Raw genomic sequence first — 12,158 nt, 5'->3', positions numbered from 1 at the left:
TATGAATGTGCAGCATGATCTAGGAAAGGAAGAAACAAAAAGCCAATACTAGAAAGTTTTGATCTTCCATTAATACTTCTTAAAGGAATGGCTTGAAGTCCCCCATAAAAGATTTAGAGGCAGTTTAAATACTCCTCTAAATTTACCTTTTTACTTCTGATAAAATTTCACATAAATCATGCATTAAGTGCGTAATTAGTCGGTCTCCATTTCTGACCGAAAGGCTACGTTAAAAGCTGGGTTAAGATGAACTTCATTACAATTAAAAGTCAAAAGTAAAAAGTTTAAGATTGATTTAGCTAAAAAGTTTAACTGATAATAATTTTACTTATACCATTTCTCCATGAAGTTGCAGTTAATATAAAGACAAGAATAGTCACTGTAATCATGTCTGAGCAACAATTATTAAGCACATTGTTAGAGAGAAATGGTATTAGGTAAGAATTTTGCACTTATTGTGTCAGTACTTACACATTTTTCCGAAAAAAACACTATATATACCATAGTGCTATAGTTTTTATCTACTATATATAGTACCTTTGCGTAAGTTCCGTGTGTGAAATTATTCGTGACAAAATTTTAAGTTAATTGGTATTACTTCCTTTAATTAGGGCTTGCTGATTAAATACCAAAGCATTGACAGATAAAGGTTGTAGCATTTTTTGGTCTAAAAAAGTGTCAGCTTTTCGGTGGCAAGAGCTGCATAAAGCTAGTATTTTGGGACGATTATGGCAGAAAAATCACTCTTACAATTTTTCCGACTACCTCCTCTATAATTGCCATTTCTCCTGACTCGGCTTTTCCCCTCCTGGGAGGGGCGGGGGTGGGTTGACTCCTACCCTCACCCATAAGACTTTCCATACGCAAACCCTAATTAGGGCTTGCTGATTAAATCTAAAAGCATTGGTATATAAAGATATTAGCCAAGGCGTGTACTAAAAAAGTGCAAGGTTTTTGCTCCCTTAAGCTGAAAATGTCAGGATTTTGAGCAGACAAGGGCAGAAAAATCTCAGAACAATTGTTCCGACTACATCCTCTGTAATTCCTCATTCCTCCTGACTCGGCTTTTCCCCTCCTGGGAGGGGCGGGGGTGGGTTGACTCCTACCCTCACCCATAAGACTTCCATAAGCAAACCCTAATTATTTTGATGCTAGTAGAAAGAATTGAGTCGGGACGCTATGATCGGAATAACTAAGTTAAGTTTTGTAAAGAAAAAATTGACTGCTATTTCACCCAAACATTCTATTATACAACCCAAACCTTGGTACTCCCTAGCTCCTTTATGGCAAGGAGGAGAAGAAGTAGTTCGCCAAGGTCTGCCCCACTCCCAACTTTCACCCACATGGCAAATATTACTACTTGGAGATGGCTCTCCCACTCGTCACTTGCAACTTTTGACAACTGAACCCACAGAAGTTGATGTAATTGATATGTCTCCCATTGGCATGAATCTGGATAATGCCCCTGACTTAATTCATGCTGTACCTGGCCCTAGACTGCGACGACAGGTATGGTTGAGAACAACTTCAGGACAAAGGCTAGCTTATGCTGCTTCCTGGTGGGAAGCGAGTCATGTGGATGAGTATTTGCAAAATCGGTCTTTGCCTATTTGGGCTAGTTTAGCTCGTTTGCGGACCGAATTATATCGAGATGTCCAGGGAATTTATTATGGTCATTCTAGAGAATTAGAGTTAGCTTTTGGCGAGTTAGGACCATTTTGGGGGCGACATTACCTATTTTGGCATCATGGCCAACCACTGACATTAATTTATGAAGTGTTTTCACCTTATCTTAAGAAATATTTGGGACAAACAAACGTGACGGATACAGACTTTCAAAAGTAATAGTTGTTAATTTTTTGATTGCCATAAATATTAAGAATCGACAAATTTTGGATGAATTTAGATGTACAAATAGGATCATCTATTTCTACGTATTTCTGAAGTTTAGCTTTGACTTTGAAAGCGCAACTCCTCCGTAGGAGGCACTCATAAATTATTATGGTTCGACCTTAACCTTATATCAAGTCTCATTAATTAGCCATAATAAAAATGTTCTTCTTTTGAGAGAGAATATTTTTTCGGTGCGGAATGCGCAGAAAACAAATTTCCCCTACCTCCCTACTGCCTAAATTTTTCCGAAGTGGTTATTCAAACAGACATGATACTAGACTTTGTCAGATTGTATAAAAAAACCGGGCATGAGAAGTTTTGTTCAAAATTTTTTTTAATTCACACTCTAAAAGTCTGGGTTTTAGGTCAGGGATTTTTCGATAAAGTTGCAAAAATTTGATCAAATAGTTCTGTTTTGTATTAAGTAGGAACGTTAAAGATGAATTGAAAAATAGTGGTTTGTCAAAATAATTTTAACGGATGATAAACTATCAAAAATTTTGATTTATCGGCTTTTCAATTTTGAAATACCCGTCATTTTTATTTTGACGGAGCAATATAATGAATAAACAGATTTGGTATAAATTATGATGCTGATGCGCTAAATTTTACTTTAAACTTAGACACCCACACGATAATCTTGAAAAAGGTGTGGGTATCTCATACAAAAAGTTTTTATTATTCAGTAATCAATCATCAAAGACTATAACAGTTTGCCATTAAACGAACTGTAATTACAGTAAGTAGTCAGTAATTAGAATATCGGTAGTATAGGACTACAATTATCATTAATTTTAAGGTCTTTGACTGTTTTCCATATTATTTTTTTGCTACATCATTTAATTGAAAATATATTCAGTATTTATCCTCTGGTTTCCTAGTATCTTAACCACAATTTAGACCGGCAAAAATAAATAATATTACTCACTATTTTGTGAATACCAAAATTCTACTTAAGCTATACACAAACCGCTATATTTCATCATTTTAAACTTGGACAGGATTTTCTAGAACAAGTTTAGAACGCTTCAATTTGTCTGGCAAAGGAATAGGATAGTCACCAGTAAAACAGGCAGAACAAAAAGTCTTAGGATCTTCATCCGTTGTTCTTAACATCCCCTCCCAACTCAAGTATGCTAGAGAGTCAACACCTATTTGTTCAGCAATTTCTGCAACTGATTTTGTTGCTCCAATTAATTGCTCCTGATTATCTGTATCAATACCATAAAAACAGGGGTGAGTAACTGGTGGGGAAGAAATTCTCATGTGAACTTCTGTTGCGCCAGAATCTCGCAAAGCTTTAACGATTTTTTTACTGGTGTTGCCACGCACAATGGAATCGTCAACCATAATAATTCGCTTACCTTCTAGTACATCTTTGAGAGGGTTAAGTTTCATTCGGATACCTGATTCTCTCATGTGTTGAGTGGGCTGAATAAAGGTACGGCCAACATAGCGATTTTTAATTAATCCCTCAGCATAGGGAATACCTGATTCTTGAGAAAAACCTATAGCTGCTGGAATACCAGAATCAGGAACACCTATTACCATATCTGCCTCTACTAAAGATTCCCTTGCTAACTGGCGTCCTATTTTCAGTCTGTAGCTGTATAAACTACCACCTTCCATTATACTGTCAGGGCGGGCAAAATAAATCATTTCAAAAATACATAGCTTCCTTTGTGGTTTCTGATTCCAGTGGAAGGAAGCCATGCCTTCTTCTGTAATCCAAACTAACTCTCCAGGTTCAACATCTCGGAGATATTCTGCACCAATAATATCTAAAGCACAGGTTTCTGAGGCGAGGACATATCTTTTTGGGTTGATATCTTCTAAAGTACCAATCACAAGGGGTCTTACACCGTGGGGGTCGCGTACTCCCATCAGACCTTCTGGAGTACCAATAGTTAAACTGAAAGCTCCTTTACACAAATGAAAAGCACTAATAGCAGCTTTTAGCCAGCTTTTACCAGTTTTAACTTCTGTGGCGATCGCTAATGCAATCATTTCTGAATCTGTAGTGCTCTTAAAGTTACATCCACGGTTGATTAGTTCTTTTTTTAATTCTTGTGTATTGACAAGATTACCATTATGTGCAATTGCTAAAGGTCCAAGAGGGGTCTCAACAAGAGCAGGTTGAGCATTAATAATCTGACTAGAGCCTGTAGTAGAATAACGAGTATGACCAATTCCTATATTACCAGTCAACTGCTGTAAGATATACTCATTAAATACTTGAGATACTAGCCCCATTCCTTTATGTATGTAAACTCGATCGTCTTGAAAAGTAGCAATTCCTGCAGACTCTTGACCTCGATGCTGTAGTGCATATAAGCCAAAATAGGTGAGTTTAGTTACATCTTCTTCTGGGGCATAAATTCCGAAAACGCCACAAGCTTCTTCTGGTTTATCTGTCTCAAGATAATTTTCTAAATGTTTCTCAGTAGTTGAAGGGTAGTTGTCAGTCATGGTTATATTTTAACTCCTTATCAGGATTATTAGTTTTTATAACTATTTTCAAAGTGGTAAATTATCTGGTCTAAGGATAGATAGACTAGGAAAAATTTAACCTCATCTTAAACTATAGTAACTAATTTTATGAAGTATTGTAAACTAAATAGGTAAAATATTAAGCTCATCAGGGCGATCGATAACTTATCAAACCCTTCGATTTATAAAATTACTAGAATGCTGGTGGCATTCTACTGGAGCTTGCTTAAGGCAAAAAAGTTTTCCTAGAGTTATTTAGTACTAATTTTTGCATCAAACAATTTCGCAAAAAGGTAAGGAAGAAAAAAGAATAAAAATCATGATAGAGATTGGGTAGGAAATATGATTATCAACCTCTTAGTAGGCATAAATTTCCAAATTCCTTTTTATAGTATTATTTTTGATAATTGGTATTAATGTTGGTAAAATCTGTGTAGTAGAAATGAATCGCCGTTTCAGGTTTAATGTATCATGTCCAGTTAAATACTTAAGTTAAGTCATTTAGAAATATAGCAATCCTAAATAGGTCGTGACAAATCAAAAAGTAAATAAAAAAACTGAAACTCTTACCAGTTAAGTGTTCCCAGTTAAGTGTTCCCTAAAAAGCAGTAAGATTTTTGACACGAATAAAATAGGATTGCTATATGTATTATTAAACAAATATCCTATGAGTAAAGTGTTAGCTATTTTAGGGGAATTAAGCAATCGTGACATTGATTGGATGATTGCTAATGGTAGTAAGAAAAAAATTACTACTAACACTATATTAATCCATGAAGGTCAACCAATTGATGCTCTTGATATTGTACTTGATGGCACAATGAAAGTTTATGTAGCTGGTGTTGGAAATCAAGAGATAGGTATTATTACTTCTGGTGAAATTTTGGGAGAGATGTCTTTTGTAGATGGTCGATTACCATTTGCTACTTTAAAGGCGATAGAAAATACTTTAATTCTGTCTATCTCTAAACAAAAATTAAATGAAAAATTAGAGCAATATGTATTATTTTATCTCAGATTTTATCGACTCGATTACGCGGTACTGTAACCCGCTTTAGTGAACATAAAGATTTACTTGATCAAGATAATTATGGGAATAATAATACTGAAACATTAGCAGACAATAGTGCCGTAGCTAAGTCTAGATTTGAAGCATTAATGGAAGTCTTAGGAGTAGTTAAAGAAGCACCTCAGCAATCAGCAAATTTTTTTTGAGATGCCCTCGTTTGCGGAGCATTAATGACCCTCTTTCTTCATTAGACATCTCCAATAATAAACAATAAAATTATAGCGGTTTTCATTAACATAGAATACAGCTATTAGGTCTGTAATTATTAAACTTCAAACATACTTATATTTTGTCTGTAGTCAACATGAGTGAAAACCGCTATAATTATCCCACTCTTATTCATTAATTCTTTCCCCCTACTTCCTACTCCCTTTTTTCTGGAAATGTATATTTAATTTGTACTTTGAAGCTAAAAATTTGAAGATGTCAGAATTTGATCAAAGTGAAAATCAACAAAAATTCGACCGGATAATCATGGGTTATTGTCTAGATATGGCCCAACAAGCTTTAGGTAAAACTGCCCCTAATCCCATGGTAGGTTGTGTGATCGCTCAAAATAGCCAAATTGTAGGAAAAGGGTTTCATCCTGGTGCAGGTCATCCTCATGCAGAAGTGCTTGCTCTCAAGGAGGCAGGTGAAAAAGCAAAAGGAGCTACTGTTTATGTGAGTTTAGAACCATGTAATCACTATGGACGTACGCCACCTTGTACGGAAGCTTTAATTGCAGCAGGTGTAGCAAAGGTTGTGGTGGGAATGATCGATCCAAATCCTTTGGTTGCAGGTAGTGGTATTGCAAAATTACGAGAAGCTGGTATTCAAGTAGTGGTTGGAGTGTTAGAAGCTGAATGTCGTCAACTAAATGAAGCTTTTATTCACCGAATACTCCACCAAAAACCCTTTGGAATTTTGAAATATGCCATGACTCTTGATGGCAAAATTGCTACTACTACAGGTCATAGTGCATGGGTGACATCACCCGCAGCGCGGAGTGAAGTACATAAGTTGCGGGTTGCTTGTGATGCTGTGATTATTGGAGGCAATACGGTGCGTCGAGATAATCCACTTTTGACGAGTCGCAGCAGTAAAGTTGATAATCCTTTGCGGGTGGTTATGAGTCGCGGTCTAGATTTGCCTGTAGAGGCAAATTTATGGGATGTTGATGAAGCTAATACTTTAGTGTTTACAGAAGTAGAGTCTAATCAAGAATTCCAGCAATATTTGAGGCAAAAAGGGGTTGAAGTAGTAGAAGTTTCATCATTGACTCCGGCAAAGGTGATGGAAAATCTCTACAATCGCGGATTTCTTTCCGTACTTTGGGAATGCGGGGGGACTTTGGCAGCAAGGGTGATCGCTGATGGTGCAGTGCAGAAAATATGCGCTTTTATTGCTCCTAAAATTATTGGTGGGCAAATAGCGCCTTCACCTGTAGGGGATTTAGGATTAATTAAAATGACAGAAGCTGTGGAGTTAGAGAATGTGAGTATTCGTGCTGTTGGTTGTGACTATTTATTGACAGGTTATATTATATTCGATTGAATACTAATACTTTGATGGAAGCAAGATAGGAGGAAAGAGGGGAAGGTTGAAAAGAGTTTATTCATGATAAATTCTTATTCAAACATTTTGATGATTGATCTTAAAGTATATAATATTATTTCCGGATAATTAGTGACCAAAAAAACTTCTCTTTTTCTTCCTCTTTATTCTTTATTTCCTCCTGATATCAAATCCGGTAGCATCGGTGTAATTAGATAGTTAATCTAGGAGTCAGGAGTCAGGAGGACCTCCTCAGGAGGGAAGAGAATGCGCGAAACATTTGCTCTTGGATGAAGATGAAATTTTTTTTTATACCGAACCCGAGCGGATTTGATATGACTCGGTCTTCCTGACTCCTCCGTTGTTTATTTATAAGTATTCAACCGGACATGATATAAGTTCTCAATTTTCCGGTAATATTAGCATTATTAAGTATTTAGTAATCAAGAAAGATATACAAGTAGATATTGAGGCAAGTTTACGGTTGAAATACGAAATAAAATAATACAGCGTTTTCCGTTGTTATGAGGTACAGTAACAACACTTGGCAAACCAGTTTTTTAAATGTTGAGGATTCATTGACTTAATTGCCACAGAGATGATTCTATCAACCATTTTTGCTGTAGTTGGAGAAAAGCTCCGTAAAAAAGATTTTAATTGTGACCACCATAATTCAATGGGATTAAAATCAGGAGAATATGGAGATAAATTTATGACTTTAGCTCCTACAGATTCAATTCTATGTTCAATTGATGCTAGTTTATGTGCGGGTAAATTATCCATAACTACTACTGCTCCTGGCCATAAATCAGGCAGTAAAAAATGTTCAATAAATACTTTGAATGCTTTCTTGCCATGGAATTATTTATTGTCATTAACCCTACTACTTCTTTAACACTTATTGCACCAATTACTGTGACTTTTTGACCTCGATAAAATGGCTTCATTTCATATACTCTAGTTCCCTTGTTTGAACCAGCATGAGTTCTTGTTAAACCAAGTATTACACCTGTTTCATCTATAAACACTAAATTTTCTGGGTCTATATCTTTCACTTTTTCCCCATATTCTGCTCTTAATTTTTCAACTCTTTCTGTCCCCGCTTGGCTACTACGAAGTGTTTTTTTTACGGCTTAATCCCAGTTTTTGTCAAGCTCGAAATATGGCAGTACGACTTACCCAATTTCCTGTTTTTAGTCCAAATAATTCACATAATTATTCTAGAGTTGCATCTGGATGTTCTGATACCAATTGTTTTAAATCTAAATCTGCATTTGTCAGATGACTAAACCTTGGTTTCCCAGGTTTTAAGGGTTCTAAATTTCCATCTGTTTTCTGTTGCTTTACCAGTTTTTGCACTAAACTTTTAGCAACAGAAAATATCATGGCCACCCGACGAATTGATACTTTCTGGTGAATATGTGCAGCAACTATTTTTTCTCGGAGTTCTGTTGGATATGACTTGATAACTACATGATTAAATTCTTATTTCTAACTGTACCTCATAACTTCGGAAACTGCTGTATTATCTTTATACAAATAAAATCAACCTTAGATTTGGAGCTTGTAGAGAATATGCATAGAATTTATGAACTAGAAAACCATGGTAGTAATTACAAAAAATTAATCTATTTTTTGATTTTTCACGACTTATTTTAAATAGCTATATCTGAATATAAATTAGAGCGGTTTTCAGGAAGATGGAATACGCAGTAAAAATTATAATTCTTGTATAGATCCTCTATATAACTGTAGTCTAATAAAGCGAAAACTGCTATAAATGTATACATAATCTTTTAAATCTGATGACATATATTCCTAACTCAAAAAGTATAGATCCCAGGCCAGATAATCCAGGAACACCTATAGCACTTAACTCCAGATTTTATATCGAGCGACCACCTTGCGAAGAACGTGCATATCAAGAAATTGCTACTCCAGGTAGTTTGATTAGGATTAGAGGGCCTAGACAAATGGGAAAAACTTCTTTCCTACTACGATTGATTAACTACACTAAAACTTTAGATTACCGAATCATAACTATAGATTTTTTACAGACTGATACAGCAGTTTTTGAGAGTACAGAAAAATTTTTACGTTGGTTTTGTATTAATCTTAGTAGGCAGCTAAAATCGACTTATAATATAGATGATTATTGGGACGAAGATATAGGATATAAGGTATGTTGTACGATTTTTGTTGAAGAACTATTACATGAAGTTTATAGTCCTGTAGTGTTGATTTTTAAAGAAGTTAATTGCGTCTTTAAATATACTAAAATTACCCAGGATTTTTTACCATTATTACGATTTTGGCATGAACAAGCTCGGATAGTAGAAATTTGGAAAAAACTGCGATTAGTTTTAGTTCATGCTACTGAAATATATGTTTCATTAAGTGTGAATCAATCACCGTTTAATCTTGGTTTACCCATTAAATTATCTGAATTTACACTAGAACAAGTTAAAGATTTTGCTCAACGTTATGGACTTAAGTTGCTAGAAGAACAAATACAAGAATTGATGAATTTAGTAGGGGGGCATCCCTATTTAGTACATCTGGCTTTAGATAATTTATATCATCACAATTTAACTTTTAAAGAATTATTAAGAGATGCTCCTACTCAGAGAGGAATTTATAGTGATTATTTACGCAGTTTATGGACAGTATTACAAAAGCAACCAACACTGGCAGCTACATTTACACAGCTAATTACAGAACCAACAAATATTCAATTGGAACCGATGATTACTTATCAACTAGAAAATTTAGGATTAGTCAAAATAGATGGAAATATTTGTGTTCCTTGCTGTAAGTTATATTCTCTCTATTTTCAAGGGCAAAAATTAGGGCAGACAAGTGATCGAACTGTGGCAGAAAAAACCAAAAATCAAGATTATCAAAATCCACAAGTTTTTACAAATATTAATTCTGTTAAAATGAGTAACCATGATTTTTTTAACTTCTACACTAAGATTGAATGGAATAATATAGTTGCTGAAAACTATCCGATTGCTTTGATATTAGGTGAAATAGATAATTATCAAGTTTATAAAAATCAATATGGAACTAAATTTAGTCATAATTGTGTACAAGTTATATCAAAAAAAATATCTCTAATTTTACAGGATATTCACAATGTACATTTCAACAAGGAAAACGAACAATTTATAATGATTTTGCCGAAAATAGATGGTGGAAAAGCAATTTCTATTGCTGAAATAATTATCCGAGAAATTAAAGAATTGACATTATCTCCTGACAGAGATATGTGGACTAATTTCCCTAACTCTATAGTAACTATGAGTATGGGAATTGCTTGTACAATTCCCAGCGAAAATGAACCTAGTAGTCTGTTTTTAGCAGCAGCAGAAGCCCTTTTTGAATCTCAAGAACAAGGAGATTGTGTTGCTTTGAGTTCATTTTTAAATTATCAAGATTCTTGAGTATCAAAAGATCGATAGTTTATTTATGTCAATTTATAGATACCAGCCTTTCTAGAAAAAATTATCAAAAATTCTGGCAAGTAATTTGGAGTTTATGTTTAATTACAATTATTTTGCTTCGGGCTAATAATGCAATAGCAGGAACACTTACTTCCAGAATTAACGATTTTCCTAACTGGGAAAATAAACCATCAATTAGCATCGCTAAAGAGGACTTAATTTATCCAGACTGGATGGCAGGAAATTGGAATGTTAAAAGCACTTTAATAGATATGGTTGCACCATTAGCTCCAGAAATTGTTACGCCAGGCTTTGAAAATAATCGTAAATATTTGCATCAATCAGTAAATTTTAAAGTTAGATTTATTAAGTTCGAGCCAAACTTGAATATCGAAGAAATATCCCAACAAAAATTAATTAATCTGCCCATATATTGGTCTAATCAAAAATTAGATTTACCCCCAAAAGCAGTTATTGCAGATCGAGAATTTAACGGATTAAATATTGGCAAAGCGCTTTTGGGTGACGATGCAATTTTATCTGTAAAAATTGACCAAAATAATCCTAATCTTCAGACAACTATTTTGCGAGATAATCTAGAGTTAATTTCAGTTATTACCAGTAGAGCAAGCGAACAATTAAAACCAGATAATTTTATTACCTGCGAAATAACTCAGCAACTATTTCAGGGTGAGACAATGATTTACTTAAATGAGGTAGAAACAACTACAGATTATCATCACATTCTCGATGAAAATCAAGGAGAAATAATTGAAGCAAATCAGATAACTGCTATTTATTTATCACCTCAAGACCCTGATTATTTTGTGGCAGGTAATCATCCCGTAGCTTTGTATCGTTATCAGTTAGAATTATTGCCTTTGGTAGAGGAATAATATCATGTCCCCTTGAATACTTATAAATAATGGAGTAGGGAGTAAGGAGCGGGAATAATAGGAATATTTACCCTGTGTAAAAAGATAGGTTTTTTCATCACTAATTATCCAGACTTAATATAATTCAGAATTTAGGAATCAAAAGATTTGAAGGAATTTTTTACTGCTTTTTATAGAAGTTTAAGTTTTGTTAGACCATAGTAGAGACTTTCCATAAAGGGTCTCTACAAAAATAGAAGTTTAAGTTTTGTTAGACCATAGTAGAGACTTTCCATAAAGGGTCTCTACAAAAATTGCAGTTCTTAGTCTGTGTTCCATTTTGATAAAAACCACTATAATTTTGCGCGATCGCCTCTTTGCCTTGAGGTGAGGAATTTTGATTGGCGATCGCTCTCAGAACAAAATCAAAATATAGATCGAGCATTATTGAGGGCTTGCTGATTAATTCTCAAAGCATTTACAGATAAAAGCTTCAGCCTTTTTATACTGAAAAAAAGTGCAACTTTTTAAGCTTGAGCTGCCAAAAAGTTAGGATTTTGGGCAGACAAGGATAGAAAAATCAAGGGACAATTATTCCGACTACCTCCTCTATAATTCCCATTTATTCTGACTCGGTCCTCCTGACTTCCCCTCCTGGGTCCCCTCCTGGGAGGGGCGGGGGTGGGTTGGGTTAGGGGTGGGTTGACTCCTACCCATAGCAAAAGACTTTATTCAGCAAACCCTATTTAGGCATTTCTGGAATATTTGATCTTGAAGAGATTTTTTTACCCTATAAAAAATAAATCTGTCAATGGCTATAATTGCTTAAGCACCGATACCTATTCAAAA

The 12,158-nt window shown here is 34.8% G+C and carries 13 protein-coding genes; 5 read left to right on the top strand and 8 right to left on the bottom strand.

Annotation, left to right across the window (positions count from 1 at the left end; genetic code table 11):
- Positions 1-726: 726 nt before the first annotated feature.
- Both F6K18_RS10185 and F6K18_RS10180 read right to left on the bottom strand, forming a co-directional pair.
- On the bottom strand, positions 727-861 hold the full coding sequence (locus tag F6K18_RS10185; RefSeq protein ID WP_287520609.1) for a hypothetical protein: 135 nt from the start codon (positions 859-861) through the stop codon (positions 727-729).
- A gap of 33 nt (positions 862-894) precedes the next feature.
- Positions 895-1,116 carry a hypothetical protein gene (locus F6K18_RS10180; RefSeq protein ID WP_287520608.1) on the bottom strand — a complete coding sequence of 74 codons (222 nt, stop codon included), beginning with the start codon at positions 1,114-1,116 and terminating at the stop codon, positions 895-897.
- Between the two features lie 102 nt (positions 1,117-1,218).
- On the opposite strand from F6K18_RS10180, the gene F6K18_RS10175 reads away from it, so the two are divergent.
- A complete protein-coding gene (locus F6K18_RS10175; protein ID WP_124142820.1) occupies positions 1,219-1,845 on the top strand; it encodes a chorismate lyase in 627 nt (208 codons plus the stop codon).
- Between the two features lie 1,035 nt (positions 1,846-2,880).
- Here F6K18_RS10175 and purF read toward each other — a convergent pair.
- A complete protein-coding gene (gene purF / locus F6K18_RS10170; RefSeq protein WP_287520607.1) occupies positions 2,881-4,362 on the bottom strand; it encodes an amidophosphoribosyltransferase in 1,482 nt (493 codons plus the stop codon).
- 688 nt (positions 4,363-5,050) lie between these two features.
- Between purF and F6K18_RS10165 the strand changes: the two genes are divergently transcribed.
- A complete protein-coding gene (locus F6K18_RS10165) occupies positions 5,051-5,431 on the top strand; it encodes a cyclic nucleotide-binding domain-containing protein (protein WP_287520605.1) in 381 nt (126 codons plus the stop codon).
- A 444-nt stretch (positions 5,432-5,875) separates the two neighbouring features.
- The gene (gene ribD / locus F6K18_RS10160; protein WP_287520603.1) at positions 5,876-6,988 is read left to right on the top strand and encodes a bifunctional diaminohydroxyphosphoribosylaminopyrimidine deaminase/5-amino-6-(5-phosphoribosylamino)uracil reductase RibD; all 1,113 of its coding nucleotides are present in this window, start codon (positions 5,876-5,878) and stop codon (positions 6,986-6,988) included.
- A 522-nt stretch (positions 6,989-7,510) separates the two neighbouring features.
- On the opposite strand, the gene F6K18_RS36550 is transcribed toward ribD, so the two are convergent.
- From F6K18_RS36550 to F6K18_RS10150, 3 genes are all read right to left on the bottom strand, one after another.
- Positions 7,511-7,804, bottom strand: a complete 294-nt coding sequence (locus tag F6K18_RS36550; RefSeq protein WP_353735053.1) for a transposase — start codon at positions 7,802-7,804, stop codon at positions 7,511-7,513.
- On the bottom strand, positions 7,777-8,043 hold the full coding sequence (locus tag F6K18_RS36545) for a hypothetical protein (protein WP_353735044.1): 267 nt from the start codon (positions 8,041-8,043) through the stop codon (positions 7,777-7,779). Before F6K18_RS36545 ends, F6K18_RS36550 begins: the two co-directional genes overlap by 28 nt.
- A 160-nt stretch (positions 8,044-8,203) precedes the next feature.
- Positions 8,204-8,380, bottom strand: coding sequence for a hypothetical protein (locus tag F6K18_RS10150; RefSeq protein WP_287520601.1), 177 nt, complete (start codon positions 8,378-8,380; stop codon positions 8,204-8,206).
- 413 nt (positions 8,381-8,793) lie between these two features.
- Here F6K18_RS10150 and F6K18_RS10145 point away from each other — a divergent pair, with 413 nt between their 5' ends.
- Both F6K18_RS10145 and F6K18_RS10140 read left to right on the top strand, forming a co-directional pair.
- Positions 8,794-10,434 (top strand): AAA-like domain-containing protein, encoded by a 1,641-nt coding sequence (locus F6K18_RS10145; RefSeq protein WP_287520599.1) that lies wholly within the window; start codon positions 8,794-8,796, stop codon positions 10,432-10,434.
- Positions 10,431-11,330: a DUF6816 family protein gene (locus tag F6K18_RS10140; protein ID WP_287520597.1), complete on the top strand. Its 900-nt coding sequence runs from the start codon at positions 10,431-10,433 to the stop codon at positions 11,328-11,330. Before F6K18_RS10145 ends, F6K18_RS10140 begins: the two co-directional genes overlap by 4 nt.
- Positions 11,331-11,580: 250 nt before the next feature.
- Here the strand turns inward: F6K18_RS10140 and F6K18_RS10135 are convergent, their stop codons facing one another.
- Positions 11,581-11,754 (bottom strand): hypothetical protein, encoded by a 174-nt coding sequence (locus F6K18_RS10135; RefSeq protein ID WP_287520595.1) that lies wholly within the window; start codon positions 11,752-11,754, stop codon positions 11,581-11,583.
- Between the two features lie 82 nt (positions 11,755-11,836).
- Positions 11,837-12,031: a hypothetical protein gene (locus F6K18_RS10130; protein WP_287284034.1), complete on the bottom strand. Its 195-nt coding sequence runs from the start codon at positions 12,029-12,031 to the stop codon at positions 11,837-11,839.
- Positions 12,032-12,158: the final 127 nt, after the last annotated feature.

It is taken from the genome of Okeania sp. SIO2C2 (assembly GCF_010692625.1).
GTDB lineage: Bacteria > Cyanobacteriota > Cyanobacteriia > Cyanobacteriales > Microcoleaceae > Okeania > Okeania hirsuta.
Note: the sequence above shows the minus strand (reverse complement) of the source record. Positions and strands in the feature narration are given on the sequence as shown.